The sequence below is a fragment of the Amycolatopsis sp. CFH S0740 genome, assembly GCF_004522315.1.
GTDB lineage: Bacteria > Actinomycetota > Actinomycetes > Mycobacteriales > Pseudonocardiaceae > Amycolatopsis > Amycolatopsis nivea.
In genome coordinates, this window is sequence record NZ_SDLS01000034.1 from 32,864 (window position 1) to 59,791 (window position 26,928).

Consider the following 26,928-nt stretch of genomic DNA (forward strand, 5'->3'; position numbering starts at 1 on the left):
CGACCGGATGGAAGCGGGACTGCGCACGCTCGAACTCGAAGTGCGCCGCCGCCTCGACGGGCTGCTCCAGGGCAACCACCTCGGGCTCGTCCCGGGGCCGGGTTCCGAGCCCGGCGAGGCGCGGCCGTACCAGCCCGGCGACGACGTGCGCCGGATGGACTGGGCGGTCACCGCGCGCACGACGACGCCGCACATCCGCGAGACGGTCGCGGACCGCGAGCTGGAGACGTGGGTCGTCGCGGACATGTCGGCGAGCCTCGACTTCGGCACCGCGCTGTGCGAGAAGCGCGATCTGGTCGTCTGCGCGACCGCCGCGGTCGCGCATCTGACCGGCGGCGGCGGAAACCGGATCGGCGCGCTCGTGTCCAACGGCGAAGGCATCACCCGGCTCCCGGCGCGCGGCGGGCTTCCGCACGCCCGCGGCCTGGTCCGGCGGCTCGCCGAGACGCCCCGTGCCGCCGAAGGCGTCCGCGGCGACCTCGCCGAGGCGCTGGAAAAGCTGCGCCGTCCGCCGCGGCGGCGCGGACTGGCGGTGGTGATCTCCGACTTCCTCGGCCCGATGGACTGGGAGCGCCCGTTGCGCGCGCTCGGCGGAAGGCACGAGCTGATCGCGATCGAGATCGTCGACCCGCGCGACGTGGACCTGCCGGACGTCGGCACCGTGGTGCTGGCCGACCCGGAGACCGGACGGCAGCGCGAGGTGCACGCTTCGGCGTTGCTGCGCAAGGAGTTCGGCGCGGCGGCGAATGCGCACCGGCAGGCGGTCGCGGCCGGTCTGCGCCGGGCCGGGGCCGCGCATCTGGTGCTGCGCACCGATTCCGACTGGATCGCGGACATGGTGCGGTTCGTGGTCGCCCGCAAGCGCCGCTGGTCGGGAGGCGTCGCATGACCACGATGCACGCGGCAACCGGTAAGGAGGCGACGGCATGAGCCTCGCCGGATTCAGTTCGCCGTGGTGGTTCCTGCTGCTGATCGCGGTCGCCGCGGTGGCGGCCGCGTACGTGCTGTCGCAGCGGCAGCGGCGCCGCCGGGTGATGCGGTTCGCGAATCTGGAGCTGCTGGAGAAGGTCGCGCCCAAGGCGCAGGGCTGGATCCGGCACGTGCCCGCGGTGCTGATCGTGCTGTCGCTGCTGTTCCTGACGGTCTCGCTGGCCGGTCCGACGGCGGAGCAGAAGGTGCCGCGGAACCGGGCGACGGTCATGCTGGTGATCGACGTGTCGCTGTCGATGGAAGCCACCGACGTCGCCCCGACGCGGCTGAAGGCGGCGCAGGACGCGGCGAAGCAGTTCGCGCAGAACATGACCCCGGGCGTCAACCTGGGCCTGATCTCGTTCGCCGGAACCGCGACCGTGCTGGTCAACCCGACCACGGACCGGGCAGGCGTGACGAAGGCGATCGACAACTTGAAGCTCGCCCAGTCCACCGCCACCGGCGAGGGCATTTACGCGGCGATGCAGTCGATCCAGAGCTTCTCCGCGGTGGTCGGCGGCGCGGACGGTCCGCCGCCCGCACGGATCGTGCTGATGAGCGACGGAAAGCAGACGGTGCCGGAGGACCTGTACGCCCCGCGCGGCGCATACACCGCGGCGCAGGCGGCAAAGCAGGCGCAGATGCCGATCTCGTCGATCTCGTTCGGCACCGAGCACGGGTCGGTCGACATCGAGGGCAAGCAGCAGGACGTCCGGGTGGACGACGAATCCCTGCGCGAGATCGCCCGGCTGTCCGGGGGAGAGTTCTACAAGGCGGCGAGCGCGGACGAGCTGAAACGCGTCTACGCCGACCTGGGCGAGCAGATCGGGTACGAGCTGAAGAACGCCGACGCGAGCAAGCCGTGGGTGGTGCTGGGGACGATCATCCTCATGGCCGGGGCGGCGACCGCCCTGGTGTTCGGCCAGAGACTGCCTTGACGCCGGTCGCTTCCGGCGGGGAGCGGTCCCGGCCGGAAGCGACACGCGGATCCACACCATGCCGCCGCCGCGCGGTTTCTGGGGTGAGCCGCCTTCACGGCGTGGCGAAACCGTTCTGCCGCCAGCCTTCGTACACCGCGATCGCGGTCGTGTTCGCCAGGTTCAGCGACCGGTTGTTGGGCAGCATCGGCAACCGCAGCCGTTCGGTGACCTCCGGGGCGCGCTGAACCTCGTCCGGCAGCCCGGCGGACTCCGGCCCGAACATCAGCACATCCCCTGGCGCGTAAGAAACCTCCGTGTAGAGCCGGGTCGCCCCGGCGCTGAACGCATACACCTTCGCGGGCAGCAACGCCTTCCACGCCGCGGCCAGATCGGCATGCACGTGGACCCGCGCGAGATCGTGGTAATCGAGCCCGGCGCGGCGGAGCTGCTTGTCCTCCAAGGTGAACCCCAGCGGTTCGACCAGGTGCAGCTCGCATCCGGTGTTCGCGGCGAGCCGGATCGCGTTGCCGGTGTTGGGCGGGATTTCGGGGCAGTAGAACAAGACTCGGAACACGGGATGCCTCACGCCGCCTCGGGTAGGTACTTCGCGTAAGCCGCGCGCACTTCCGGCGGCGGCTCCGCTTTGCGGTAGTTCTCGGTGTCGACGAACACGTATCGCAGCCGGAGCTCGGTGGTCACCGTGTCGCCGCGGCGGATGTCCAGCTCGAACCGCATCGACGTGGTGCCCAGGTGCACCAGATAGACCGACACCACGAGCTCGTCGTCGAAACGGCACGGCGCGAAATACCGCAGATTCGACTCGGCGACCACCAGGTCGACGCCGGTGGCGAGCAGCGCGTCGTGCGAACCGAAGAGGGTTCTTTCCACCTCGAACGCCGCCATGTCCGCGTAGGCAAGGTAATGCGCGTTGAAGACGATCCCCTGAGCGTCGCATTCGTGGTAGCGCACGCGCAGGGGCATTTCAACGAGAGGGCGGCGTTCGGTCACCCGACCAATCTAGCGATCAGCCGTGCAGGGCGCGGTAGGTGTCGGCCGCCCCCCGATGCAGCGGGACCGGTTGGGTGCCGATCAGCGTCCGCACGTCCAGGAACTGTGTCCCGACCGCCTGTGCGGGCACGAGTTCGGCAGCCCGCCCCGCGAGCACCCGAACCACCGCCGCGGCGACGTCGAACGGCAGCTTGGGCGAGCAGACCAGCAGATTCGCCACCCCGATCGTGCCCAGCGCGCCGACCCCGCGGTAAGCCCCGGCGGGCACCTGCACCTGTTCGTACAGCGGACCGTACGCCTTGCGCAGCTGGGGGAGCACCGACGTCAGCGGGATGAGCGAGAGCGGCGTCGTGCGGTTGAGGTCGGCGAGGGCGGGCGTCGGGATGCCGCCGGACCAGAGGAACGCGTCGATCCGGCGGTCGTGCAGGGCGGCGACCGCGTCGTTCAGCGGCAGGTGCTGTGCTTGGACCGGGATGTTGCTCGCGGCGAAGACCCGTTCGCCCAGTTGCGCGGCGCCGGAGCGGCTCGCGCCGACCGAGATCGGGCGGCCGGCCAGCGAGCGCAGGTCGGTGAGCTGGTCCTCGGCGCGGACGACCAGCTGGAGGTAGTTCTCGTAGACGCGGCCGAGTGCTTGCAGCGGAACGGGTTTCCCGAACGGCGTGCCGCCGGTGATCGCGGATTGCGCCACGTCGGCGAGCGCCAGGCCGAAGTCGGCCGTTCCGTCCTGGACGCGTTGCACGTTCTCGACGCTCGCCTCGGTGGGCAGCGCGCTGCAGTGCAGCCGCGGTTCGGCGCGCGACAGTTCGGCGGCCAGGACCTCGGCGAAGGCCAGGTAGAAGCCGCCGGGTTCGCCGGACGCGATGGTGATCTTCCGGTCCGGGCCGCGGTAGGTGTCGTCGCAGGCGGCGAGCGTCAGGGCGAGGCCGCCGAGGATCGCGGTGCGGCGGGTGACGTTCACGGCGTCACCGCCGCGGGCAGCGTGATCCGGACTTGCAGGCCGTGCGGTTCGACCGCGCGCAGCTCCAGAACCCCGCCCCGGGCACGGGTTTGCTCCCGCGCGATGGCGAGACCGAGGCCGGTGCCGCGAGGTGCGCCGTCGCCGCCCGCGCGCCAGAACCGTTCGGTGGCCCGGGCGAGGTCCTCCGGGGGAAGGCCCGGACCGTCGTCGGAGACGATCAGCGTGACACTGTCCGAAGTGGACTCCCAAGCGGCGGTGATGGTGGCTCCCTGACCGGCGTGGTGGACGGCGTTGTCCAGCAGGACGTCGAGAATCTGCGCCAGTTCGCTTTCCGGCGTGCGCACCAGCAGCGGCTCAGTATGCACTTCGCACGGCACGAGCGTCGCGCCGGCTTCGTCGGCGGACAACCGCCACGCGTCGACCCGTTCCGCCACGACAGCGGCCAGGTCCGCGGGCTCGTCGTCGGCCCGTGCGGCCAGCCGGGTCGCGGTGCTCTCCGCGGTGGCGAGGGCGAGCAAACCGTCGAGAATCCGTTCCAGGCGTTCGACTTCCGCCACCGTCGCCTCGTAAGCCGGGCGGTTTTCGACCTCGGTGCCGAGCAGGTCGAGCCGGAGCCGGAGCGCGGCCATCGGGTTCCGCAGCTGGTGCGAGGTGTCCGCGACGAGCCGCTGCTGCTGGTTCGCGGACTCGACCACCGCGTCGGACATCCGGTTCACCGACGCCGCGAGCGACCGCAATTCGCGCGGCCCGGACCGTTCCGGCACCTGCGCCCGGCGTCCGCCCGCCACCGCCAGCACGCCGGTTTCCAGCTCCACCAACGGTCGCACCATCCACCGCGACAGCAGGACCGCGAGCAGCACGAACAGCGCCGCGACCACCATCGCCCCGGCCGCGATCGCGCTCCACGCCGCCCTGACGTCCGAGGCCGCGGCGGTCACCGAAGCACGCAGCAGCACCACGCCGGACACCCGCGTCCCGGTGCCGACCGGGCGCGCGAACAGCACCGGAGTGTCCGACCACGGCTGGATCCGCTCGACCGGCGCTTCCGGCTCGTTGCGCAGCGTCGCCTCGATGACGGTCCGCGCGTCCGGATTGCTGCTGGTCAGGCCGCCGGTTTCGACCAGCGGCTGCCGCTGCGCGTCGACGATCAGCACGCCTTCGCTGTATAACGACGAATACTGCCGCGCGTCGGCGTTCAACGCGGTCGCGTCGCCGGAATCGACCGCCTGTTGCGCGAGCACCACGAAGCGGTCGACGTCGCTGCTGCGCGAAATCACCAGCTGCTGGGTCCGCTGATCGGCAGTGGCGGACAGCAGCGGAACCGCGAACGCCGCCACGACGGCGAGCGCGAGCGTGACGAGGACAGCCAGCAGGCGAGTGCGCACCGATCAGCTCCGGCCGAGCCGGTAGCCGAAGCCGCGGATCGTGGTGAGCAGGCCGGGCCGGTCGAGTTTCGCGCGCAGCTGCGTCATGTGGACGTCGAGCGACCGCGAAACGGCGAGGTACGCGTCGCCCCACACCTCGTCCATCAGCTGCTGGCGGCTCACCGCGGTGCCGGGCCGGGCGGCGAGCACCGCCAGCACCGCGAATTCCTTCGTGGTCAGCCCGATGTCGCGGCCGCCGACCACGACCCGGCGCGCGCCCAGATCGATCTCGACGTCCTCGATCTGCACCACCGGGTCCTTCGGCGCGGGGGAGGAGCTGCCCGCCCGCCGCGCCACCGCGTCCATCCTGGCCAGCAACTCCGCCATCCGCACCGGTTTCGCGAGGTAGTCGTCCGCGCCGAAACGCAGCGCCCGGACGACCGAACGCTCGTCGTCGCGCGCGGTCAGCACGATCACCGGCACCGGGGACACCTGACGGATCTTGCGCAGCACGTCCAGCCCGTCGAGATCCGGCAGGCCGAGGTCGAGAAGCAGCAGGTCCGCGTCCCGGTGCCGGGTGAGCGCGTCCGAGCCGCGGCCGACCGCGGTGACCGAGTGGCCGTGCGCCTGCAGCGTTTCGGCGAGTGCCCGGGCGACCCCGGTGTCGTCCTCCACGAGCAGCACGCGCACGGCCGTCCTCCCGATCAGTCCTCGCCGCGTTCGAGGGCGGACGAACGCGAAGTTTCCCGCATTGTCGCGTACACGACGAGCGACACGAGGACGCAACCCGCGACGTACCAGAAGAAGAGCGATTCGTGACCCGCCTTCTTCAGCGCCTGGGCGATCAGCTCGGCGGTCCCGCCGAAGATCGCGACGGTGAGCGCGTAGGGCAGGCCGACGCCGATCGCGCGGATCCGCGTCGGGAACAGCTCGGCCTTCACGATCGCGTTGATCGAGGTGTAGCCGGTCACGATCACCAGCGCGCCGAGCAGCAGCAGGAACGCGAGGAACGGCTGGCTGGTGCGCGCCATCAGGGTCATGATCGGCACGGTCAGCAGGGTGCCCGCGATGCCGAAGAACATCAGCAGCTTCCGCCGGCCGATCCGGTCCGAGAGCCGTCCGGCCAGCGGCTGCAGGATCGCGAAGATCAGCAGCGCGACGAACATGATCACGGTGACCGTGCGGCGCGGGATGTGCGCGGTGTTCTCCAGGAACTTCTGCGTGTAGGTGGCGTAGGTGTAGAACGCGACCGTGCCGCCGAGCGTCAGGCCGACGACGAGCAGGATCTCCCGCGGGTACTTCGCGAGCTGGCGCAGCGTGCCGCGCTCGCCCTTGCCGGTTTCCGCCCCCTCGGTGGCCCGCTGGTAGCTCTCCGACTCGTCCATCGACCGCCGCAGCGCCATCACGATCACCGCCGCGAGCGCGCCGACGACGAACGCGATCCGCCAGCCCCAGTCGCCCATCTGCTTGTCGGTGAGCACGCTCTGCAGGATCAGCTGCAGCCCCAGCGCGAGCAGCTGCCCGCCGACGAGCGTCACGTACTGGAAGCTGGAGTAGAACCCGCGCTTGCCGGGCGTGGCCACCTCGGACAGGTACGTCGCCGAGGTGGAGTACTCGCCGCCGACCGAAAGCCCTTGCAGCAGACGGGAAAACACCAGCAGGATCGGCGCCGCGATGCCGATCGTCGCGTAGCCCGGCGTCAGCGCGATGAGCAGCGAACCGCACGCCATCATCGAAACCGAGAGCACGAGCGCGGAACGCCGTCCGTAGCGGTCGGCGAACCGGCCGAGCAGCCAGCCGCCGAGGGGCCGCATGAGGAATCCGACGGCGAACACCGCCGCGGTGTTGAGGAACTGCGCCGTGGCATCGCCGCCGGGGAAGAACGCCTTCGCGAAGTAGACGGTGAACGCCGAATAGGCGTACCAGTCGTACCACTCGACGAGGTTTCCGATCGAGCCGCGCAGCACGTTGCCGACCACGCGCCGCTCGTCCCGCGCCGAGCCGGCGTCCTGGATCCGGGTAGTCATCCTTGACCTCCTGTGTCGCGACTCACGGTGACCAACCGGGCAGTAACCATCAAGGTCGAGACGCGGTTCCTTACCGTCGCTTAGGACGGGAGTGCCGGGTGCGCCGCCGGTCAGCGCAGCCGATAGCCTCAGGCGGGCGCAATCGCGAAGACGACGAGGAGAACGCAGTGGGACGGTCGGTCTTGGTCACCGGCGGCAACCGGGGCATCGGGCTGGCGATCGCCCGCGACCTCGCGGAGCAGGGCCACCGGGTCGCGGTCACGCACCGCGGGTCCGGCGCGCCGGAGGGGCTGTTCGGCGTGCAGGCCGACGTCACCGACGCCGAGCAGGTGGACGCGGCGTTCAAGCTCGTGGAGGAGCACCAGGGGCCGGTCGAGGTCCTGGTGTCCAACGCCGGGCTCACCGACGACACCCTGCTCATGCGGATGTCGGAGGAGCAGTTCGAGCGCGTGCTGAACGCGAACCTCACCGGCGCGTTCCGCGTCGCCAAGCGGGCCTCGCGCGGCATGCTGCGCGCCCGCTGGGGCCGGTTCGTGTTCATCTCGTCCGTGGTGGGCCTTTCCGGCTCGGCCGGGCAGGCGAACTACGCGGCCTCGAAGGCGGGCTTGGTCGGCTTCGCGCGTTCGCTCGCGCGGGAGCTGGGCTCGCGCAACATCACCGCGAACGTGGTCGCGCCCGGTTTCGTGCACACCGACATGACCGACGCGCTGAGCGAGGACCGGCGCAAGGAGATCCTCGCCAACGTCCCGTCCGGCCGCTACGCCGAACCGGCCGAGATCGCCGCCGCGGTGCGGTACCTGTCCTCGGACGAGGCGGGCTACGTCAACGGCGCGGTGCTGCCCGTCGACGGCGGCCTCGGCCTCGGCCACTGACTTTTCCCGAGAAGAACACCCACGACCTGGAGGACGTGTTGCCCGGATTGCTCGAAGGCAAGCGGCTGCTGATCACCGGCGTCATCACCGACGCCTCGCTGGCGTTCCACGCGGCCCGCATCGCCCAGCAGGAGGGCGCGAAGGTCGTGCTCACCGGCTTCGGACGGCTGTCGCTGGTGGAGCGCATCGCCAAGCGGCTGCCGGAGCCCGCCCCGGTGCTGGAACTGGACGTCACGAACCAGGAGCACCTCGACTCGCTCGCCGACCGCGTCCGCGAGCACGTCGACGGCCTCGACGGCGTGCTGCACTCGATCGGCTTCGCGCCGCAGAGCTGCCTCGGCGCGCCGTTCCTGGACGCCCCCAGCGACGACGTGAAGGTCGCGGTCGACGTCTCGGCGTTCTCGTTCAAGTCGCTCGCGGTCGCGACGCTGCCGCTGCTCGGCCGCGGCGCCTCGATCGTCGGCATGGACTTCGACGCGCGCGTCGCCTGGCCGGTCTACAACTGGATGGGCGTCGCGAAGGCCGCGCTGGAGTCGGTGAACCGCTACCTGGCCAAGGAACTCGGCCCGCAGGGCATCCGGGTCAACCTGGTCAGCGCCGGCCCGATGAAGACCATGGCCGCGAAGTCCATCCCCGGCTTCGGCGAACTCGAAGGCGGCTGGGACGGCCGCGCCCCGCTCGGCTGGGACTCCGCGGACCCGGAGCCGACCGCCAAGACGGTCTGCGTCGCGCTGTCCGACTGGATGCCCGCGACCACCGGTTCGATGATCATGGTCGACGGCGGAGTGCACGCGCTCGGGATCTGAGCTTGGTGCTGTGAATGGCCCCGCGGGAGTGTTCCCGCGGGGCCATTCGCCTTTTTTAGGCGGCCACCAGTTCCGGTGCGGTGTCGCGGTGGTGGAGGCGCAGGGCCGCGGTGAGGGCGGCTACGGCTAGTGCGCCGAGTGCGACGCTTACCCAGGCGACGCTGGAGAATCCCATTCCCGCGCTGATCGTGGTGCCGCCGAGCCAGGGGCCGACGGTGTTTCCTACGTTGAATGCCGAAGTCGTGCTCGCGCCGACGAGGGTTGAGGTGCCGCCTGCTGCGGCGTAGGCGCGGACGTTGAGTGCTGGGTTGGCGGCGAATCCGGCTGCGCCCAGGATGAGTACGGCGGTTACTGCTACCGCTGGGGTGGTTGCGAAGGCTAGTGCGACGAGGGCGGCGAGGGCGATGCCGAGGCTGCCGCAAAGGGTGGCGAACGGGTACTTGTCGGCTAGTTTGCCGCCTGCGTAAATTCCGATTACTGCGCCACCGCCGAAGAGGGCGAGGACTACTGGGACACCTGCTTCGGGGAGTCCGGCCACGGAGACCAGCAGGGGTGCCAGGTAGCTGAACGTCGCGAAGACCATTGCCTGGAGGAGGGCGATCACGCCCAGGGCTAGCCAGAGGCGGCTGCGGCGGAATACCTGCAGTTCTTCGGTGATCCTCGGTGCTTCGGTTTCCTTGGGGGTGCGGGGGACTGACAGCAGGACGGCGAGGGCGGCGATGATCGTCAGTGCGGCTACTGCCCAGAATGCGCTGCGCCAGCCTGCGTGTTGTCCCAGCAGGGTGCCTGCGGGGACGCCTACGACGTTCGCGATCGTGAGGCCGCCGACCAGTACTGCTAGCGCTTGTCCGCGGCGGGCTTCCGGGACGAGGTTGACGGTGGTTGCGGCGGCTACTGCCCAGAAACCGGCGCAGGCTATTGCGCTGATGATTCTGGTGGCGAAGAGGAGGGGGTAGCCGTCGGCGATTGCGCCGATGACGTGTGCGGCGCTGAAGACGGCTAGGAGTCCTAGGAGGGTGGTTCGGCGGGGGAGGCGGATTGTGCCTATTGCTAGCAAGGGGGCGCCGATGACCATGCCGATGGCGAAGGCGGAGATCAGGAGGCCTGCGTCTGGGATGGTTACGTTCAGGTCGGCGGCCATTCCGGGGAGGAGGCCGGTGATCATGAACTCGGAGGTGCCCAGGGCGAAGATGCTGAGGCCGAGTACGAAGACGGCTGGGGGCACGGGTGGGCTCTCTTTCTGGAACTTGTAGTACAAAATGTGGATGTATGGGGGCCTCGTCGCCTGGCGGCGACATCGCTTGGTGGTTGCGTGGGGCACCCCGAAGCTTGATTGTGCTGACGGTTCGGGGGTGCTTGTCAAGGCTGGAAAGATGCCTTGACAAGCACCCCCGAACCGCAGGGGAGCTTCGTATCGGGGTGCGGGGGAGGGCTGGGTGCCTCGCTCGTTGGGTGCATCGGCTGCGGGTCGGGCTGGGTGCTTCGATAGCGGGTGCATCGGCTGCGGGAGAGGGGCTGGGTGCCTAGATAGCGGGTGCATCGGCTGCGGGGTGGTGTGAGTGCCTCGATAGCGGGTGCACTGGCTGCGGGGTGGGGCTGGGTGCCTTGATGGTTGGGCTCACCGGCTGCGGGTGGGGCTGGGTGCCTCGCTCGTTGGGTGCATCGGCTGCGGGGGCGGTGTGGGTGCCTCGATTGTTGGGTATTTCGGCTGCGGTTTGGGTGGGGGGTTAGCGCCCCAATGTGGCATTGGGTGCGTCGGATGCACCCAATGTGGCGTTCGGTGCGTGGGATGCACCCAATGCCGCATTGGGGCGCGTCGCGGCGGCTGCGGGTGGGCGGCGGCGGCGGTGGCGGGTTAGCGGCGGGCGATTGCGCTTGTCGCTAGTTCTGCTACTGAGGTCAGTGCTTCTCGTTCTGCTCCGCGGCGGGACATGGTGCGGATTCCCGAGATGGTGGCGTGGATGAAGTTGGCGATGTCGGTTGCGTCTCTGTCGCGGGTGACGCTGCCGTCTGCTTGGCCGGTGCGGGCGAAGTGCACCAGTGCGGAGAGGTGCGCTTCGGTGTCCGCGTTCACCTGTGCGGCTACCTCTGGGTCGGTGGTTCCGAATTCGGAGATGGTGTTCACCATTAGGCAGCCGCGTCTGCCGTTTTCCAGTTCGTCGTCGATGGTCGAGGCGAGCAGCAGGCGGATGGCTCCCAAGCCGTCCGGGGCGTTGTCCAGCAGGGTTTCCCGGAGGCGGATGCCGCGGTGCGAGTAGTGGTCCAGCACGCGGCGGAACAGTTCGTGCTTGCTGGAGAACGTGTTGTAGATGCTGCTGCGGCCTAGTCCGGTCGCGGCGCACAGTTCCTCGGTCGAGGTCGCTTCGTATCCTCGCGCCCAGAAGGCGTTCATCGCGCCTTCGAGTGCTTCGGTTTCGTCGAACTCTCGTGGCCTCGGCATGACGACCACGCTAACACATTTTGGATAGGCCAGTACATAACCGGGCCGCCGAGGCGTGCGGAGCGCCACAGGGGCAGGATGAGCACCGTGGGTTACGACGCGTTGCTATGGCTTTCGTTCGGGGGTCCGGAGGGGCCCGACGAGGTGATGCCGTTCCTGGAGAACGTCACCCGGGGGCGGGGCGTGCCGCGGGAGCGGCTGCTCGAGGTTGCTGAGCACTACCAGCATTTCGGCGGGGTCTCGCCAATCAACCGGTTGAACCGGGCCGCGATCGCGGCGGTCGAGAAGCAGCTCGCGGCGGAGAACATCGAGCTTCCGGTGCATTTCGGCAACCGCAACTGGGCGCCGATGGTCGAGGACACCCTGGCCGGGATGAAGGACGCGGGCGTGCGCCGCGCGCTGGTGTTCCCGACCAGCGCGTACGGCGGCTACTCCGCGTGCCGCCAGTACGACGAGGACATCGAACGAGCCCGCGCCTCCGTCGGGGAGGACGCGCCGGAATTGGTGAAGCTGCGCCAGTTCTTCGACCACCCGCTGTTCGTCTCCGCAGTCGCCGACGCGGTCCGCGCCGCCCACGCGAAACTCGGCGACCGCCCCGGCACCCGCACGGTTTTCACCGCCCACTCCATCCCGGAAAGCGCCGACCTTGCCTCCGGCCCACCCTCCGAAGGCGGCCGCCGCTACTCGAGCCAGATCGCCGAAGCCGCGCGCCTCGTGGCCGCCGAAGCCGGAATCGCCGAGTACGACGTCGTCTGGCAGTCGCGCTCCGGCCCGCCGCAGATCCCGTGGCTGGAACCGGACATCGTCGACCACATCGACGCCCTGCACGCTCAAGGTGTGGAATCCGTAGTGGTCAGCCCGATCGGCTTCGTCGCGGACCACCTGGAAGTAATCTGGGACCTGGACAACGAAGCCGCCGACCGCGCCGCCGAACACGGCATGGCTTTTGCCCGCGCCGCCACCCCCGACGCCGACCCGAGGTTCGCCGAAATGGTGGTCGAGCTGGTCCGCGAACACCTCTCCGACGCTCCCGCCCGGAAGCTCTCCCCCTTTCCCGCTGCAGGCTGCACCGTCAACGGCGCCCCCTGCGCAGTCGCCTGCTGCGAACCCCCGCGCCGCCCCACCCGCTGACCGTCCGTGAGGGGAACCCTCACGGAACCAGATTCCCCCAGGGTGGCCCTCACGACCCACCACCGGTCGTGAGGGCCTCCTTCACGTACCTGGATTCCCTCAAGGACCCCTTCACAGCCCGCTCGCCCTCCCCGCGCCCGCTCGGGATGCCGCCCCAATGCGGCATTGGGTGCATCAGACGCAACGAACGCCACATTGGGCGCACCCCACGCACCCAACGCCACTTTGGGTGCGTCCCACGCACCGAACGCCACATTGGGTGCGTCGCATGCACCCAATGCCACTTTGGGGCGCTAGCCCCCACCCCAACGAAACCGCCACCGATGCACTCAACTCGAAGTGCACCCACACCACCCCCGCACCCCGATACGAAGCTCTCCTGCGGTCTGAGGGTGCTTGTCAAGGCATCTTTCCAGCCTTGACAAGCACCCTCAGACCGTCAGCACAATCAAGCTTCGGGGTGCCCCACGCAACCACCAAGCGATGTCGCCGCCAGGCGACGAGCAGTCAAACCTGCCGATCCCCCTGCTCCGCAAACACCCGCACAGCCTCATTAACGGAAGCAGTCCGCGCCCCCCGAACAGCCTCAGCCAACGGCCGCAACGCCTCAGCCCGCCGATTCACTGCCGAAGCCGACAACGCCCCACCCGGATCATCCGCCTGCGCCACAGCCAAAATCGCCGAAATCTCCTCGGCCCGCTGCAACACCCGCAACGCCCGCCCGGGCGTCCCGGCAGGCCACTCGACCTGAGGCCGAGCCCGCAAATGCGCCGACAACTCAGCCCGAACCCCAGGCCGATCGCTCGCCACGTCCAACGCCTGCAACGCCCCGGCACTCGCCCGAATGGCATCCGTCAACCCGTGCTCGGCATCCGGCATCGGCTGATACTCCAACGAGACCGGCGCGGGAAGCGAATACACCGTCCACCGCATCAGCCCTTCGGCGATGGGCTCCGGCACCAACCCGAACGCCAGCCCGCCGAGCACCACAGCCTCGCCGCACCGCAACGCCGCGTCAGCAAACGGCCCGCCACCGCCGAGACCCCGAACATCGCCAGGCACCGGCAGCACCAGCTGCGCACTCACCGCCCCCTGCGCCCGCAGCGCGAGCAGCAGCTGCACGGGAGTAGCCGCCCGGTGGAAAGCGAGCGGGAGATCGAAGGCGTCGGCGGCAGCGGGATCGGCCGCGACCACGTCGTGGGCCTCGGCCCAGTCCTGCAAGGCGTCGAGGACGTCGTCGGACGCCGCGGCCCCGTTCAGCCACGCGGAGGACCAGACGGCGAGGGTCGCACTGGGTCGGCACACGACCGCTGATTTTACCGGTTCCTCCCGGCTCCGCCGATCCCCGCCCGGCTGGAGCCGCTCCACATCGACGGATGCCGGAACGGTCAGTAGCGTCGAAGGGGTGAACGCTGTTCCCGACGCTCTTCCCCGTACTGCCGGCGAGCTCCGCGCCGCCGGACACGCCCCGCGCCCGATCGCGCGCGAGATCCACGACAACCTGCTCGCCGCGCTGCGCGAGGGCCGCGACGCCTGGCCCGGCATCGTCGGCTTCTCCCGGACCGTGCTGCCCCAGCTCGAACGCGCCCTGCTCGCCGGCCACGACGTCGTCCTGCTCGGCGAGCGCGGCCAGGGCAAGACCCGCCTGCTGCGCACCCTGGCCGGCCTCCTCGACGAGTGGACCCCGGTCATCGAGGGCTCCGAACTGGGCGAGCACCCGCTCGACCCGATCACGCCCGCCTCGATCCGCCGCGCCGCCGAACTCGGCGACGACCTGCCGGTGGCCTGGCGGCACCGCAGCGAGCGCTACACCGAAAAGCTGGCCACGCCGGACACGAGCGTGGGCGACCTGATCGGCGACGTCGACCCCGTGAAGGTCGCCGAGGGCCGCAGCCTCGGCGACCCGGAGACCATCCACTTCGGACTCGTGCCGCGCGCGCACCGCGGCATCGTCGCGATCAACGAGCTGCCCGACCTCGCCGAGCGGATCCAGGTCGCGCTGCTGAACGTGATGGAGGAACGCGACATCCAGGTCCGCGGCTACACGCTGCGGCTGCCGCTGGACGTGCTCCTCGTCGCCACCGCCAACCCCGAGGACTACACCAACCGCGGCCGGATCATCACGCCGCTGAAGGACCGCTTCGGCGCGGAAATCCGCACGCACTACCCGCTGGACGTCGAGTCCGAGGTCGCCGTGGTGCGCCAGGAGGCGAACCTCGTCGCGGAGGTCGGCGAGCCGCTGCTGGAGGTGCTGGCCCGGTTCGTGCGCAACCTGCGCGAGTCGCCGGTGATCGACCAGCGTTCCGGCGTGTCCGCCCGGTTCGCGGTGGCGGCGGCCGAAACCGTCGCGGCGGCCGCGCTGCGCCGGGCCGCGGTGACCGGGGAGGACCCGGCGGTCGCGCGGCCGGTCGACCTCGAAGCCGTGCCCGCCGTGCTGCGCGGCAAGGTCGAGTTCGAGCCCGGCGAGGAGGGCCGCGAGGTCGAGCACCTCGTGCACCTGATGCGCCGCGCGATCGCGGAAACCGCCCGCGAACGGTTCGCCGGGCTGGACCTGCGCCCGCTGTCCGACGCGGTGGCGGACGGCCACCTGGTCGCCACCGGCGAGCGCGTCCCCGGCGCGGAAGTCCTTGCCGCGCTGCCGGAACTGCCGGTGCTGCACGAGGTCGCCCAGCGCGCCGGGGTGTCCGCGGACGAACCGGCCGGCCGGATCGCGGCGGCGGTCGAACTGGCCCTGGAGTCGCTGTTCCTCGCCCGCAGGCTGGCGAAGGACTCCGACGACGGCACGACGGTGTACGGCGAATAATGCCGCTCTTACCGGAGGGATATTCCTACGGCCCGTGGCACGACGGGCCGGATCCGCTGGCCCCGCCCGCGGACCTGCGGGACGCGCTGGACGAGATCGGCCGCGAGGTCATGGGCGGCTCGTCCCCGCGTTCGGCGCTGGAGGAATTGCTGCGCCGCGGCACCGAACGCACCGCGGGCCTCGACGAGCTGACCCGGCAGCTGTGGCAGCGCCGTTCGCAGATCCAGCGGCGGCACCGGCTGGACGGCACGCTCCAGGAAGTCCAGCAGCTGCTGCAGGAAGCACTCCAAGCCGAGCGCCGGGAGTTGTTCCCGGACCCCGACGACGAGGCCCGCTTCCGCGAAGCCCAGCTGGACGCGCTGCCGCCCGGCACCGCCGCTGCCGTGCGCGAGCTGAACGAGTACGACTGGCGCTCCGGCGAAGCCCGGCAGAAGTACGAGCAGATCCGCGACCTCCTCGGCCGCGAGATGCTGGACGCGCGGTTCCAGGGCATGAAGCAGGCCATGCAGAACGCGGGCCCGCAGGACGTCGAGCGGATCAACCAGATGCTCGGCGACCTCAACGCGCTGCTGTCCGCGCACGCACAGGGCGCGAGCGACATCGGCGAACGCTTCGACGAGTTCATGCGGCGGCACGGCGAGTTCTTCCCGGAGAACCCGCAGAACGTCGACGAGCTGATCGACGTGCTGGCCGCCCGCTCCGCCGCCGCGCAACGCATGCTGAACTCGATGTCCGAGGAACAGCGGGCGGAACTGGCCGAGCTGGCGCAACAAGCCTTCGGCGATCCGCGGCTCGCGCAGCAACTGTCCGCTTTGGACTCCCAGTTGCGCGCGCTGCGGCCGGGGGAGGACTGGACATCGTCCTCGCGCTTCCGCGGCCAGGACCCGCTGGGGCTCGGCGAAGGCGCACAGGCCATGGCCGACCTGGCGGAGCTGGACGCTCTCGCCGAGCAACTGGGCCAGTCGTATCCCGGCGCGCGCCTGGAGGACATCGACTTGGAAGCGCTGGAGCGCCAACTCGGTCCGGACGCGGGCGTCGACGCGCGCCGACTGTCCGAATTGGAGCGAGAACTGCGTCAGCAGGGCCTGTTCGAGCGCGCCGCGGACGGCACCTTGCGATTGTCTCCCAAGGCATTGCGCCGATTGGGCGAGACTGCACTGTCCGATGTGGTCAATTCGCTGCGCGGCAAAACCGGGGAGCGTGAGACCGAATCCGCGGGCGCGGCAGGGGAACCGACCGGTTCGAGCCGTCCCTGGCGATTCGGTGACATGCAACCCTGGGATGTCCCGCGCACCGTGCGCAACGCGGTGCTGCGCTCCACCGCGGTCGGGGCGGGGAGTGTTCGCCTCGATGTCGAGGACGTCGAAGTCATCGAGACCGAACACCGCTCGCGAGCCGCGGTCGCGCTGCTGGTCGACACGTCGTGGTCGATGGTCCAGGAGGGCCGCTGGCTGCCGATGAAACGCACCGCGCTGGCGCTGCACCAGCTGATCAGCACGAGATTCCGCAACGACGCCCTGCAGCTGATCACCTTCGGCCGCTACGCGATGCCCGTGGAGCTGCCGGAACTGGTCGGTCTGGAAGGCACCTGGGAACAAGGCACCAACGCCCACCACGCGCTGCTGCTGGCCGGACGACACCTGCGTCGGCACCCGGATGCCCAGCCGGTGGTCCTCATGGTCACCGACGGAGAACCCACCGCGCACCTGGAACCCGATGGAGAGGCGGAATTCTCCTACCCGCCCGAACCGGCGACCATCTACAAGACACTGTCCGAAGTGGACCGGATCGCCAAACTGGGCGCGTCGGTCACCGTCTTCCGGCTGGGCGACGACCCGCGCCTGGAAGCGTTCGTGGACACCATCGCCCGCCGCTCCGGCGGCCGGGTCGTAGCCCCCGACCTGGACGGCCTGGGCGCGGCGGTAGTGGGCGACTACCTCCGCACGCGTCGCCGCTGACCCGTTCCGTGAAGGTCCGTGAAGGGCTCCTTGAGGGAATCAGAGTCAATGCCAGGAACTTGAGCGGTGTGGCCTCAGTTCCGCTCACCGTCCACAAGAGACCCCACCGCCGCCGAAATGCCCGGTTTATCCTCATCTGCCCGTGTCTTGTGGGCCGTGAGGGCCACCCTGAGGGAATCTGATTCCCTCAGGGTGGCCCTCACGTCCCGCACGTCCCGCGTCCCAGGCCAGGCGAGACCTTCGACCTGGGCGGACATGGCTCGAACGCACCTGCAGCGCCGCCTTAAGTTCCTGGCATGGGGAATCAGATTCCCTCGAGGAGCCCTTCACGGCTTCAGCGGCGGTGCACCATGATCCGCGCGCCGTCGCCGGGCACGAGGGTGATGTGCCGGGTCTTGACCCGTTCCGGCCGCGGGCTGGCAGCGCTGACCCGGTACCGCGCGAACAGCTCCCGCAGCACGATCGTCGCCTCCAGCAGCGAAAAACCCGCCCCGAGACACCGCCGTGCGCCGCCGCCGAAGGGAAACCAGCTGCCTGCGGGCGGGCCGCTGCCGAGGAAGCGCGTCGGGTCGAACACCTCCGGCGACGGATGGTGCGCCGCGTCCGCGTGGATCATCGAAATCGACGGCAGCACCATGTGCCCGGCCGGAACCGTGTAGGGCCCGACCTGGACGTCCTTCGTGAGCTTCCGCGAAACCTCGGAGATGATCGGCCGCAGCCGCATCGCCTCCTTCGCCACCGCTTCCAGGTACTTCTCGTCGCCCTCGCGCGCGGCGCGGGCGGTCGTCGCGGCGGTGACCGGATCCCGGGCGAGCTCGTGCAGCGCCCAGGCCAGCGCGGTCGCCGTGGTCTCGTGCCCGGCCAGCAGCAACGTGATCAGCTGGTCCCGCAGTTCGAGGTCGCTGAGCTGATCCTCCCCGGGCACGGTCAGCAGCCGGGACAGCACATCGGTCCGCTCCGCCAGATCCGGCGCGGCTCGCCGCTCGGCGATCTCCGCGTACAGCAGCTCGTCGACCCGTTCCTGCCGCTCCCGGTTCCGCCGCCACGGCCCGAACTTCTGCAACGCCGGGCTGTGCCACCCGAAGAGATCCAGCGCGCTGATGTCGATGACCTGCTCCAGCGCCACGCGCAACTCGGCCAGCCGCGGCCCGTCGGTGACGCCGAAAGCGACCCGCAGGATCACTTCCAGCGTCAGCGCCCGCATCCGGTCGTGCACCCGGAACGCCCGGCCCTGCGGCCACCGTTCCAGCTCCGCGACCGTCAGCTCGGTGACCATGTCCCGGTACCCGCGCATCGCCGCGCCGTTGAACGCGGGCATCAGCAGCTTCCGCGCCCTGCGGTGCTCCTCCTCGTCGGTGAGCAGCACCGAATGCCCGCCCAGCATGGGTTTGAGCACCATGTTGCCCTCGCCGGCGTGGAACGTCTCGACCGGACCGGCGAAGATCTCGCGGACCAGGTCGAGATCGCCGACCAGCACCACCGAACGCTCCGGATACAGCTTCAGCCGCACGACGTCTCCGTAGCGCCGTCGCAGCACCGGCAGCAGGGAGTTCCGGAAAGCGCCGAAAAGGAGGGTTTGCACCGCCATCGGCAGCCGGGGACCGGGCGGGAGAGCGGAACGGGCGCGGATCGGCGTGCGCAGAGCCATGCTTCGTTCGTACTCGCGCTGGAGAGCGGTGTCCACCAGACTTGACCCTCACGCGACGTGAGGCGTGATCGTGGTTTCTCGCAAGGGCCATTCGGCCGAAGAAACGACAGGGGAGAGCGATGGGCTACCGGGTGGGCGAGGCGGCGGCGCTGGCCGGCGTCACCGTGCGCACGCTGCACCACTACGACGAGATCGGGCTGCTGTCGCCGAGCGGGCGGACGACGTCCGGCTACCGGCGCTACGACGAGGCCGATCTCGACCGGCTGCAGCGGATCCTGCTCTACCGGGAGCTCGGCCTTCCCCTGGAGACGATCGCGTCCGTGCTCGCGGATCCGGGAACCGACGCCGACGCCCACCTGAAACGGCAGCGGGAGCTGCTGGTGGCGCAGGCGGACCGGATCGAGCGCATGGTCGCGGCCGTCGATCGATTGCTGGAGGCGAGAGCCATGGGCAACGCGTTGACGCCCGAGGAGAAGTTCGAAGTGTTCGGCGGGTTCCGGGAGCCGGAAGGCTACGCGGAGGAGGCGGTGAGCCGCTGGGGACAGACACCGGAGTGGCAGCGCGCGCAGCCGCCGGAGACCAAGGAACAGTGGACTGAGGCGGAGCGGCAGCGGAAGGACTGGGTGAGCCGCCTGGTCGCGCTGGTCGACAAGGGCGAGCCCGCGGACAGCCCGGCGGCCGGGCAGCTTGCCGAAGAGCACCGGGCGATGCTGTCCGCGGTGATGGGGGAGTGCGGGTACGAGATGCAGCAGAAGATCGCGGACCTGTACGCGGACGAGCCCGCGCAGCTGGCCTTCCTGGTCCGGGAGGACGAGCAGCGGCCCGGCATCGGGGCGTACGTGCGCGACGCCGTCCGGGCGAACGCCGCGCGGCAGCGAGCTTGACCGTACCGGTGGGAGGGACACGCGACTGTCCCTCCCACCGGGTGGGAAAGCGGACGGACGTCACGCTTACAGTCGGAGGCATGCAGACTTGGTCATCCGTCGCCGTGCCCCGGCTGCCCGGCACGCCCCGTCCCCTCCGGCTTCACGACACCGCGACCGGGCAGGTCCGCCCGACGGCACCCGGAGCCGCCGCCCGGATGTACGTCTGCGGCATCACCCCCTACGACGCCACCCACCTCGGCCACGCCGCCACCTACCTCGCGTTCGACCTGGTCAACCGGGTGTGGCGGGACAACGGGCACGAGGTGCACTACGTCCAGAACGTCACCGACATCGACGAGCCGCTGCTCGAGCGCGCGGAACGCGATTCGGACGACTGGATCGTGCTCGGCATGCGCGAAACGGCCCTGTTCCGCGAGGACATGGAGGCGCTGCGGGTGCTGCCGCCGCGGCAGTTCGTCGGCGCGGTCGAGGCGATCCCGGAGATCGTCGAGGTCATCGCGAAGCTGCTCGCCGACGGCAGCGCCTACCGCGCGGACGACGCCGAGTTCCCGGACGTCTACTTCGACCACAACGCGACCGGCCGGTTCGGCTACGAGTCGAACTACGACGCCGAGACCATGGCGAAGTTCTTCGCCGAGCGCGGCGGCGACCCGGACCGTCCCGGCAAGCGGCACCCGCTGGACGCGCTGCTGTGGCGCGTCGCGCGCGAGGGCGAGCCGTCGTGGGAGTCGGAGCTGGGCGCCGGACGGCCGGGCTGGCACATCGAATGCAGTGCGATCGCGGTGAATCGCCTCGGGCTCGGTTTCGACGTGCAGGGCGGCGGGTCCGACCTGATCTTCCCGCACCACGAGTACAGCGCCGCGCACGCCGAGGCCGTCGCCGCCGACCACCCGTTCGCCCGGCACTACGTGCACGCCGGGATGATCGGGCTCGACGGCGAGAAGATGTCGAAGTCCCGCGGCAACCTGGTCTTCGTGTCGCGGCTTCGCGCCGACGGCGTCGACCCGGCGGCGATCCGGCTCGCGCTGTTCGCCGGGCACTACCGCGAGGACCGGGCGTGGACCGACCAGCTGCTGGTCGACGCGCAGGAACGGCTGGCCCGCTGGCGCGAAGCCGTCGCGCTGTCGGCCGGACCGGACGCGGACGACACCGTTGCGCGGCTGCGCGACCACCTCTCCGACGACCTGAACACGCCGAAGGCCCTCACGGCGATCGACGCGTGGGTCACGTCGGCGCTGCGCCGCGACGGCACCGACCAGGCCGCCCCAGGCCTGATCAAGGAGGCCGTGGACGCGTTGCTGGGCATCGTTCTCTGAGCCCTTCGGGACCGGGCAGTGGCCGGAACACGCTTCCGGCCACTGCCCGCTGTTCTAACTGTATAACGACCTATACATCCTGGCGTTGGCCATCCGCCAGCGCCAGGTGGTCGCCCTCCCAGCGGCGGCGCAACCACCGATCATGCGAAGCCAAGACGACCGCACCCGGCGCGCTGTCGAGCGCTTCGGACAGTTCCTCGGCCAGGCTGAGCGACAGGTGGTTGGTCGGCTCGTCCAGCAACAGCACGTCCGGCGGCTCCGCGAGCAGCACCGCCAGCGCCAGCCGGCGCCGCTGACCCACCGAAAGCTCGCCGACCGGCCGGTCGTGTTCCCTCGGCGGCAGCAACCCGAGCGTGGACAGCGAAGGTGCCGTTTCGCCGGCCGCGGCGCGATACACCTCCTGAGCGGTCCGCTTCGGCCGAGCGAACGTGACGTCCTGCTCCAGCAACCCCACTCGTACGCCGGGTCCGAAGTGGACAGTCCCGGCCGACGGCGTGAGCTGGCCGGCCAGCACCGACAGCAGCGTGGATTTGCCCGCTCCGTTGCCGCCGGTCACGAGAAGCCGCGCGCTGCGGTCCACGTCCAGCTCGTCCAGCTGCACCCGGCCCGGAACCGCGATACCGCGCACCGACACCGCCGGTCCTTCGCCGCCGGTGTCCGCGGTGAGCGTGGCCCGGAACCGCAGCGGCGCGGGCGGTTTGCGGACCTGCTCGCGCTCCAGAGTGTCGAGCTTGAGCTGGGCGTTGCGGACCCGGCGGGAAATCTGTTTCTGCACGCGACCGGTCTTGAAGTCGTAGAGCATCTTCGCGTTGTCCCGCGGCGCTCGGTTGTGCGCGACGCGGCGCGCGGTGCCGTGCACGGATTCCCGCAGCTGCTTGAGTTCCTCCTGTTCTTCGGTGAACCGCTGTTCCCAGCGGGCCCGCTCGGCCTTTTTCTGGCCGAGGTAGTCGGTGTAGCTGCCGCCGTAGCGCGTCGCACCGCCGACGCGGCGGTCCGCCGGAACCGGGTCCAGATCCACGATGTCCGTGCAGACCGCGTCGAGGAACACGCGGTCGTGCGAGGACAGCACGACGACGCCGGTCAGCTCCGCGAGGTGGCGCTCGAGGAATTCCATGGCGTTGTCGTCGAGGTGGTTGGTCGGTTCGTCGAGCAGCAGGATGCGCGGCCGCCGCACCAGCAGCGCGGCCAGCCCGAGCCGCGACCGCTGGCCGCCGGACAGCGTGTGCAGCCGCCGGTCGTGCCTGATGTCGCCGAGCCCGAGCCCGGCGAGGACGAGGTCCGCGCGCCGGTCCGCGTCCCACAGGTCGTGGGCCTGCGCCCATTCCAGGACGTGGCCGTACTCGCTGAGCACCTCCGGGTCGTCGGGGCGCTCGGCGAGCACCGCGGCGAGCTTGTCGAGCGTCGCCGCGGCGGTGCGGATCTCGGCGAGCGCCTCGTCGAGGACGTCGGAAACCCGTGCGGTGCCGTCGAACGGCAGCTCCTGGAACAGGAAGCCGAGGTCGCCGTGCCGCACGACATCGCCGCCGCGAGGGACTTCAAGCCCGGCCAGCAGCCGGAGCAAGGTTGATTTCCCGACGCCGTTTTCGCCGACGAGACCGATCCGCCTCCCGGGCGACGCGACGAGCGAAACGCCGTTGAGGACGGTGCGGGCGCCGTAACCGAAAACGAGGTCGGAGGCGTGCAGGACAGTAGACATGAGCGATCACCGGGCCTTTGCGGTGGAAGCGAAATCCCCGACGGGCAACGCGCGGCTTCCCGGGAGCGGAGGCTCGACCGGGAGCGGCCTCGATGCGGGGAGGGCTCGGCTCAGCTGTCCATGATGGGCGGGAGCTTAACGCGGGGGCGGCGGGGGAGCGCAACCGGTTTTTCGGGCGCCCGGTTCGCGCCGGTCAGGATTCTCGCGGCGGCAAGGCCGGATGGCCGGTGGGGTAGATGCCGACCGCGAAGCCGTAGGTGGTGTCCCCGGACCGGGGCAGCCGGTCGAACTCTTCGACGAGCTCGGCCATCCGGTCCCAGAACTGCGAGGCTTGCTCCGGGGAGATGCGTGCCTGCCGGATGAAGCCCCACAGCATCCCCGCCTCGAACGCCGCGGCGGATTCGCGGGCCGCCACCTCGAAGTCGTTGAAATCCCTCGCGTTCCCCATGGCCGGCCCCGGCTCGACGAAGAACATGCGCGCGGTGCGTCCGTAGAACCGCTCCTCGACGGCGCGCACCCGGCGCGTGCGAACGACCTTGAGCAGGCCGTTGACCTCGAGCACGTGCACGTGGTGCGCGACCGTGCTCTTGGGGCGGCGCACCGCCGCCGCGAGCTCGCTCACGGTCGCGGCTCGCTCGTGCAGCAACTGGAGGATCGAAGTGCGCAACGGGTGTCCGATCGCCTTGACCTGCGCGGGTTCGGTCAAGGCCAGCCGATCGGCGAGTGCGTAGTCGGGCGGGTTGTTCGCCATGGCTGAACAGACTAGCGTTGCCGAACGTTCCACATAACTGGTTCGTTCACTGAGGGGATTTCCGGCATGGCCGAAATCGTGCTGTACCACCACATCCAGGGCTTGACCGACGGCGTGCGCGGTTTCGCCGACGAACTGCGCCGGGACGGGCACACCGTCCACACTCCCGATCTGTTCGGGGGCCGGACGTTCGCCAGCATCGAAGACGGCTTCGCCTTCGCCCGGGAGACCGGCTTCGACCAGGTGCGGGAACGCGGGATCGCCGAGGCGGAGGCCCTGGGGCAGGACCTCGTGTACGCCGGGTTCTCTTTCGGCGTCACCGTCGCGCAGCGGCTCGCGCAGACCCGGCCGGGAGCGCGCGGCGCGTTGTTCTTCGACTCCTGCCTGCCGGTCAAGGAGTTCGGGACGGCGTGGCCGGAGGGGGTTCCGGTGCAGATCCACGGCAAGGAGAACGACGAGTTCTTCGAGGAGGACCTGCCGTCCGCCCGCGAACTCGTCAGCTCCGCCGCGAACGCGGAGTTGTTCGTCTACCCCGGCGACCAGCACCTTTTCGCCGACTCCTCGCTGGCTGCCTACGACCCCGAGGCGGCCGGTCTGCTTCTGGAGCGCGTGCGCTCGTTCCTCGCCTCGCTCTAGCCGGGCGCCTTGACGCGGGGGCAGCCGCCTGCAACTCTGAAAGGTTCGTTTCGAAAGAAACCCTTCAGAGTTAGGCGGGCCGATGACCGAACTGCCCCCGCGCAAGCGGATCGACGACGTCGAGCTGCTGCGGGCCCTCGCGCACCCGCTGCGGTCCGCGCTGGTGCACCACCTGATGGCGGTCGGCCCGTCGACCGCCAGCGAGTGCGCGGACGCGGTCGGCTCGACGGCGTCGAACTGCAGCTGGCATCTGCGCAAGCTGGCTGAACACGGCCTGGTCGAGCGAGCCGAGGGCGGCGACGGGCGGGAGCGGCCGTGGCGGGCCTGCCAGGTCGGGCTGGTGCTCGGCAGCCCGGACGGCGATCCGGCGCTGGAAGCGGCGCAGCTGGCGGTCGCGGGAACTGAGCTGGCCGAGGAGCAGGAGCTGACCCAGCGGTACCTCGATACGGTCGAGCGGCTTGATGAGGACTGGCGCGAGGCGGGCGGGTTCTTCTCCTACGGCCTGAAAGCGACGCCCGAGGAAGTCAGCGCGCTGACGGAGGCGATCGACGACCTGGTCCGGCCGTACGTCAGCACGATCCGCGAGGACGCGCCCGCCGACGCTCGTGCGGTCTTCCTCGGAATGCGTGCCTTCCGCCGGATCGGGCACGACGGGAAACCGGCGTGAGACGGCTGCTGGCGGCGCCGGGATTCGCCCGGCTCTGGGTCTCCGCGTTCTTCGGCGAGACCGCCGAGTGGATGCTGCAGGTCGCGCTGCCGGTGTACCTGTTCGTCCGCACCGGCTCCGCGGTCACGACGGCGTTGAGCATCGTGCTCGGCCTGCTGCCCGCGGTGCTGCTGAGCCCGGTCGCGGGGATCGTCGCCGACCGGTGGGACCGCCGGGTCGTGCTGGCGACGGTGTGCGTCGGGCAGGCGGTCGTGGTGCTGCCGCTGCTGGCTAGTTCCGAGCTGCCGGTCGCGGCGGTCTACGCGGTGATGGCGGCGCAAGCGGGGCTGGCGTCGGTGTTCGAACCGGCGCGCAGTGCGCTGGTGCCGGAGCTGGTCGGCGTCGAGGACGTCACCCCGGCGAACGGGCTGATGAGCGTAAACGGGAGCGTCGCGCGGCTCGCGGGCGGCTGGGCCGGGGGAGCGCTGCTGGGCTGGGGCGGGCTCGATCGCGTGATCATCGGCTACCTCGTCGCGCTCGCGGCCGCGGGGACGCTGCTCGCGTTCCCCTTCCGCCGGGTGGCGGTGCGCAAGACCGCGCCCGAGCAGACGGATTGGCTCGCGGGCGTCCGCGATCTGGCGGGCAAGCGGCTACGCGCGACGAGCGTGTCGGCGCTGCTGACCTCGCTCGCGCAGGGCATGTTCCTGGTGCTGTTCGTGGTGTTCGTGCTCGACATCCTGCGCGGCAGCGAGGCCGACGCCGGGTTGTTGCGCGGCGTCCAGGCGATCGGCGGACTGGCCGCCGGGTTCGCGGTGGCGACGCTGGCGCGCCGGGTCGCGCCGGTGCTGCTGCAGGGCTGGGGGCTGGTCGCCGCCGGGCTGATGTCGATGGCGATCTGGAATCTGCCGGGCGCGACCACGGTGCTCGGGGTGTACGTCGGGCTGTTCATGGCGGTCGGCGCCCCCGCCGTGGTGGCCGGGGCCGGGCTGCTGTCGCACGTGCAGGCGGAGACCGGCCCGGATCGCGCGGGACGGGTGCTGAGCACGGTGTACGCGCTCATGGCCGCGGGCACGGCGGCCGGTTCGCTGCTGGCCGGCGCGCTCGTCGCGGTGACCGGGCCGACAGTGCTGCTGAACGTGCAGGCAGGTCTCCACGTGAGCGCCGGGCTGGTCGTTCTGGGGTGGGGGAATGGGCGGTTCCGGCGCTCCCGGGCGCGGAAAGTCGTTACGGTGGACGAGTGCCGTCTCTCTTCGCCACCAGCGACCTCCACGTGACCCACGAGGGCAACGGCCCGATCGTCGACGAGGTCGTACCCGACGATCCCGGCGACTGGCTGCTCGTCGCCGGCGACGTCGCCGAGTCCGCCAAGGTCATCCGCGAGACGCTTGCGAGGCTGCGCGAGCGGTTCGCGAAGGTCGTGTGGGTCCCGGGCAACCACGAGCTGTGGACCACGCCGAACGACGCGTGCCAGCTGCGCGGCCAGGCGCGGTACGAATTCCTCGTCGAGCAGTGCCGCGAGATCGACGTGCGCACGCCCGAGGACGAGTTCCCGGTGTGGGACTTCGGCCCGGAACCGCTGACCATCGCGCCGCTGTTCGTGTTCTACGACTACAGCTGGCGCACCCCGGCGACCGAGGGCAAGACACGCGAAGAAGCGCTCGCGCACGCCCGCGAAATCGGCGTCGTGTGCACTGACGAGTACTACCTGCATCCGGACCCGTACGAGTCGCGCGCGGCTTGGTGCGAGCAGCGCCTGAAGGTGAGCCGCGACCGGCTGGACGCGATCCCGGCCGACCGCCGCACGATCCTGATGTCGCACTGGCCGCTGCACCGGCACCCGACGAATCCGTTGTACTACCCCGATTTCGCGCTCTGGTGCGGCACCACGCAGACCGAGGACTGGCACCTGCGCTACCGGGCCGAGCTGGCCGTCTACGGGCACCTGCACATCCCGCGCACGACGTCCGCGGACGGCGTGCGGTTCGAGGAAGTCTCGCTCGGCTATCCGCGCGAGTGGCGGAAACGGGAGCGCGGCGCGGTTCCGGTGCGGAAACTGCTCACCGCCTGAGCGCGACCGGGCAGCCCGGTCGCG

25 protein-coding genes are annotated in these 26,928 nt (G+C 70.4%); 13 read left to right on the forward strand and 12 right to left on the reverse strand.

What is annotated here, in order from left to right; genetic code table 11:
* Positions 1 to 7: 7 nt before the first annotated feature.
* Together EIZ45_RS38290 and EIZ45_RS38295 are read left to right on the forward strand one after the other, a co-directional pair.
* Positions 8 to 889 carry a DUF58 domain-containing protein gene (locus EIZ45_RS38290; protein ID WP_235146550.1) on the forward strand — a complete coding sequence of 294 codons (882 nt, stop codon included), beginning with the start codon at positions 8 to 10 and terminating at the stop codon, positions 887 to 889.
* Positions 890 to 926: 37 nt separating this feature from the next.
* Positions 927 to 1,907 carry a VWA domain-containing protein gene (locus EIZ45_RS38295; protein ID WP_009078098.1) on the forward strand — a complete coding sequence of 327 codons (981 nt, stop codon included), beginning with the start codon at positions 927 to 929 and terminating at the stop codon, positions 1,905 to 1,907.
* A 94-nt stretch (positions 1,908 to 2,001) separates the two neighbouring features.
* Here EIZ45_RS38295 and EIZ45_RS38300 read toward each other — a convergent pair whose 3' ends face one another.
* From EIZ45_RS38300 to EIZ45_RS38325, 6 genes are read right to left on the reverse strand one after another with little or no spacing between them, the layout of a single operon-like run.
* Entirely contained in the window at positions 2,002 to 2,463 is a 462-nt protein-coding gene (locus EIZ45_RS38300) for a tRNA (cytidine(34)-2'-O)-methyltransferase (protein ID WP_134668511.1), read from the reverse strand.
* A gap of 8 nt (positions 2,464 to 2,471) precedes the next feature.
* Entirely contained in the window at positions 2,472 to 2,897 is a 426-nt protein-coding gene (locus EIZ45_RS38305) for a thioesterase family protein (RefSeq protein WP_134668433.1), read from the reverse strand.
* 16 nt (positions 2,898 to 2,913) lie between these two features.
* Positions 2,914 to 3,855 (reverse strand): TAXI family TRAP transporter solute-binding subunit, encoded by a 942-nt coding sequence (locus EIZ45_RS38310; RefSeq protein ID WP_134668436.1) that lies wholly within the window; start codon positions 3,853 to 3,855, stop codon positions 2,914 to 2,916.
* A complete protein-coding gene (locus EIZ45_RS38315) occupies positions 3,852 to 5,240 on the reverse strand; it encodes a HAMP domain-containing sensor histidine kinase (protein ID WP_134668438.1) in 1,389 nt (462 codons plus the stop codon). The genes EIZ45_RS38310 and EIZ45_RS38315 overlap by 4 nt, the downstream gene beginning before the upstream one ends.
* Positions 5,241 to 5,243: 3 nt before the next feature.
* Complete coding sequence (locus tag EIZ45_RS38320) at positions 5,244 to 5,909, reverse strand: response regulator transcription factor (RefSeq protein WP_037806515.1); 666 nt, start codon at positions 5,907 to 5,909, stop codon at positions 5,244 to 5,246.
* 14 nt (positions 5,910 to 5,923) lie between these two features.
* A complete protein-coding gene (locus EIZ45_RS38325) occupies positions 5,924 to 7,246 on the reverse strand; it encodes an MFS transporter (RefSeq protein ID WP_037806513.1) in 1,323 nt (440 codons plus the stop codon).
* A 167-nt stretch (positions 7,247 to 7,413) separates the two neighbouring features.
* Here EIZ45_RS38325 and fabG point away from each other — a divergent pair, with 167 nt between their 5' ends.
* Together fabG and fabI are read left to right on the forward strand one after the other, a co-directional pair.
* The gene (gene fabG, locus EIZ45_RS38330) at positions 7,414 to 8,118 is read left to right on the forward strand and encodes a beta-ketoacyl-ACP reductase (RefSeq protein WP_043826988.1); all 705 of its coding nucleotides are present in this window, start codon (positions 7,414 to 7,416) and stop codon (positions 8,116 to 8,118) included.
* A 38-nt stretch (positions 8,119 to 8,156) separates the two neighbouring features.
* The gene (gene fabI, locus EIZ45_RS38335) at positions 8,157 to 8,924 is read left to right on the forward strand and encodes an enoyl-ACP reductase FabI (protein ID WP_037806844.1); all 768 of its coding nucleotides are present in this window, start codon (positions 8,157 to 8,159) and stop codon (positions 8,922 to 8,924) included.
* A gap of 55 nt (positions 8,925 to 8,979) precedes the next feature.
* Here the strand turns inward: fabI and EIZ45_RS38340 are convergent, their stop codons facing one another.
* The gene (locus EIZ45_RS38340) at positions 8,980 to 10,149 is read right to left on the reverse strand and encodes a Cmx/CmrA family chloramphenicol efflux MFS transporter (protein ID WP_134668513.1); all 1,170 of its coding nucleotides are present in this window, start codon (positions 10,147 to 10,149) and stop codon (positions 8,980 to 8,982) included.
* Between the two features lie 630 nt (positions 10,150 to 10,779).
* Positions 10,780 to 11,364, reverse strand: coding sequence for a TetR/AcrR family transcriptional regulator (locus EIZ45_RS38345; RefSeq protein WP_134668440.1), 585 nt, complete (start codon positions 11,362 to 11,364; stop codon positions 10,780 to 10,782).
* A gap of 87 nt (positions 11,365 to 11,451) precedes the next feature.
* On the opposite strand from EIZ45_RS38345, the gene EIZ45_RS38350 reads away from it, so the two are divergent.
* Positions 11,452 to 12,495: a ferrochelatase gene (locus EIZ45_RS38350; RefSeq protein WP_134668515.1), complete on the forward strand. Its 1,044-nt coding sequence runs from the start codon at positions 11,452 to 11,454 to the stop codon at positions 12,493 to 12,495.
* Between the two features lie 507 nt (positions 12,496 to 13,002).
* Here the strand turns inward: EIZ45_RS38350 and EIZ45_RS38355 are convergent.
* Positions 13,003 to 13,800, reverse strand: coding sequence for a hypothetical protein (locus tag EIZ45_RS38355; RefSeq protein WP_134668442.1), 798 nt, complete (start codon positions 13,798 to 13,800; stop codon positions 13,003 to 13,005).
* A 100-nt stretch (positions 13,801 to 13,900) separates the two neighbouring features.
* Here EIZ45_RS38355 and EIZ45_RS38360 point away from each other — a divergent pair, with 100 nt between their 5' ends.
* Together EIZ45_RS38360 and EIZ45_RS38365 are read left to right on the forward strand one after the other, a co-directional pair.
* Positions 13,901 to 15,298, forward strand: coding sequence for an ATP-binding protein (locus tag EIZ45_RS38360; RefSeq protein WP_134668444.1), 1,398 nt, complete (start codon positions 13,901 to 13,903; stop codon positions 15,296 to 15,298).
* On the forward strand, positions 15,298 to 17,256 hold the full coding sequence (locus EIZ45_RS38365) for a VWA domain-containing protein (protein WP_134668446.1): 1,959 nt from the start codon (positions 15,298 to 15,300) through the stop codon (positions 17,254 to 17,256). Before EIZ45_RS38360 ends, EIZ45_RS38365 begins: the two co-directional genes overlap by 1 nt.
* Before the next feature lie 334 nt (positions 17,257 to 17,590).
* Here EIZ45_RS38365 and EIZ45_RS38370 read toward each other — a convergent pair whose 3' ends face one another.
* Positions 17,591 to 18,904, reverse strand: coding sequence for a cytochrome P450 (locus tag EIZ45_RS38370; RefSeq protein ID WP_134668517.1), 1,314 nt, complete (start codon positions 18,902 to 18,904; stop codon positions 17,591 to 17,593).
* A 119-nt stretch (positions 18,905 to 19,023) separates the two neighbouring features.
* On the opposite strand from EIZ45_RS38370, the gene EIZ45_RS38375 reads away from it, so the two are divergent.
* Positions 19,024 to 19,788: a MerR family transcriptional regulator gene (locus tag EIZ45_RS38375; protein ID WP_134668448.1), complete on the forward strand. Its 765-nt coding sequence runs from the start codon at positions 19,024 to 19,026 to the stop codon at positions 19,786 to 19,788.
* A gap of 80 nt (positions 19,789 to 19,868) precedes the next feature.
* A complete protein-coding gene (gene mshC / locus EIZ45_RS38380; protein WP_134668451.1) occupies positions 19,869 to 21,107 on the forward strand; it encodes a cysteine--1-D-myo-inosityl 2-amino-2-deoxy-alpha-D-glucopyranoside ligase in 1,239 nt (412 codons plus the stop codon).
* A gap of 70 nt (positions 21,108 to 21,177) precedes the next feature.
* Here the strand turns inward: mshC and EIZ45_RS38385 are convergent, their stop codons facing one another.
* Both EIZ45_RS38385 and EIZ45_RS38390 read right to left on the reverse strand, forming a co-directional pair.
* On the reverse strand, positions 21,178 to 22,803 hold the full coding sequence (locus EIZ45_RS38385; protein WP_134668453.1) for an ABC-F family ATP-binding cassette domain-containing protein: 1,626 nt from the start codon (positions 22,801 to 22,803) through the stop codon (positions 21,178 to 21,180).
* A gap of 193 nt (positions 22,804 to 22,996) precedes the next feature.
* Positions 22,997 to 23,554 carry a transcriptional regulator gene (locus tag EIZ45_RS38390; RefSeq protein WP_134668455.1) on the reverse strand — a complete coding sequence of 186 codons (558 nt, stop codon included), beginning with the start codon at positions 23,552 to 23,554 and terminating at the stop codon, positions 22,997 to 22,999.
* Positions 23,555 to 23,620: 66 nt separating this feature from the next.
* Here EIZ45_RS38390 and EIZ45_RS38395 point away from each other — a divergent pair, with 66 nt between their 5' ends.
* From EIZ45_RS38395 to EIZ45_RS38410, 4 genes are all read left to right on the forward strand, one after another.
* Positions 23,621 to 24,190 carry a dienelactone hydrolase family protein gene (locus tag EIZ45_RS38395; protein ID WP_134668458.1) on the forward strand — a complete coding sequence of 190 codons (570 nt, stop codon included), beginning with the start codon at positions 23,621 to 23,623 and terminating at the stop codon, positions 24,188 to 24,190.
* A gap of 82 nt (positions 24,191 to 24,272) precedes the next feature.
* Entirely contained in the window at positions 24,273 to 24,857 is a 585-nt protein-coding gene (locus tag EIZ45_RS38400; RefSeq protein ID WP_134668460.1) for a helix-turn-helix transcriptional regulator, read from the forward strand.
* A complete protein-coding gene (locus tag EIZ45_RS38405) occupies positions 24,854 to 26,110 on the forward strand; it encodes an MFS transporter (RefSeq protein ID WP_043830468.1) in 1,257 nt (418 codons plus the stop codon). The genes EIZ45_RS38400 and EIZ45_RS38405 overlap by 4 nt, the downstream gene beginning before the upstream one ends.
* Positions 26,074 to 26,904 carry a metallophosphoesterase gene (locus EIZ45_RS38410; protein ID WP_043830467.1) on the forward strand — a complete coding sequence of 277 codons (831 nt, stop codon included), beginning with the start codon at positions 26,074 to 26,076 and terminating at the stop codon, positions 26,902 to 26,904. The genes EIZ45_RS38405 and EIZ45_RS38410 overlap by 37 nt, the downstream gene beginning before the upstream one ends.
* Positions 26,905 to 26,928 lie beyond the last annotated feature (24 nt).

What these genes read in the sequence shown, in the direction of transcription:
- EIZ45_RS38290 (WP_235146550.1), top strand. Translation starts at nt 8, where the DNA reads ATGGAAGCGGGACTGCGCACGCTCGAACTCGAAGTGCGCCGCCGCCTC.
- EIZ45_RS38295 (WP_009078098.1), top strand. Translation starts at nt 927, where the DNA reads ATGAGCCTCGCCGGATTCAGTTCGCCGTGGTGGTTCCTGCTGCTGATC.
- EIZ45_RS38325 (WP_037806513.1), bottom strand. Translation starts at nt 7,246, where the DNA reads ATGACTACCCGGATCCAGGACGCCGGCTCGGCGCGGGACGAGCGGCGC.
- EIZ45_RS38345 (WP_134668440.1), bottom strand. Translation starts at nt 11,364, where the DNA reads ATGCCGAGGCCACGAGAGTTCGACGAAACCGAAGCACTCGAAGGCGCG.
- EIZ45_RS38365 (WP_134668446.1), top strand. Translation starts at nt 15,298, where the DNA reads ATGCCGCTCTTACCGGAGGGATATTCCTACGGCCCGTGGCACGACGGG.
- EIZ45_RS38370 (WP_134668517.1), bottom strand. Translation starts at nt 18,904, where the DNA reads ATGGCTCTGCGCACGCCGATCCGCGCCCGTTCCGCTCTCCCGCCCGGT.
- EIZ45_RS38375 (WP_134668448.1), top strand. Translation starts at nt 19,024, where the DNA reads ATGGGCTACCGGGTGGGCGAGGCGGCGGCGCTGGCCGGCGTCACCGTG.
- mshC (WP_134668451.1), top strand. Translation starts at nt 19,869, where the DNA reads ATGCAGACTTGGTCATCCGTCGCCGTGCCCCGGCTGCCCGGCACGCCC.
- EIZ45_RS38385 (WP_134668453.1), bottom strand. Translation starts at nt 22,803, where the DNA reads ATGTCTACTGTCCTGCACGCCTCCGACCTCGTTTTCGGTTACGGCGCC.
- EIZ45_RS38390 (WP_134668455.1), bottom strand. Translation starts at nt 23,554, where the DNA reads ATGGCGAACAACCCGCCCGACTACGCACTCGCCGATCGGCTGGCCTTG.
- EIZ45_RS38395 (WP_134668458.1), top strand. Translation starts at nt 23,621, where the DNA reads ATGGCCGAAATCGTGCTGTACCACCACATCCAGGGCTTGACCGACGGC.
- EIZ45_RS38400 (WP_134668460.1), top strand. Translation starts at nt 24,273, where the DNA reads ATGACCGAACTGCCCCCGCGCAAGCGGATCGACGACGTCGAGCTGCTG.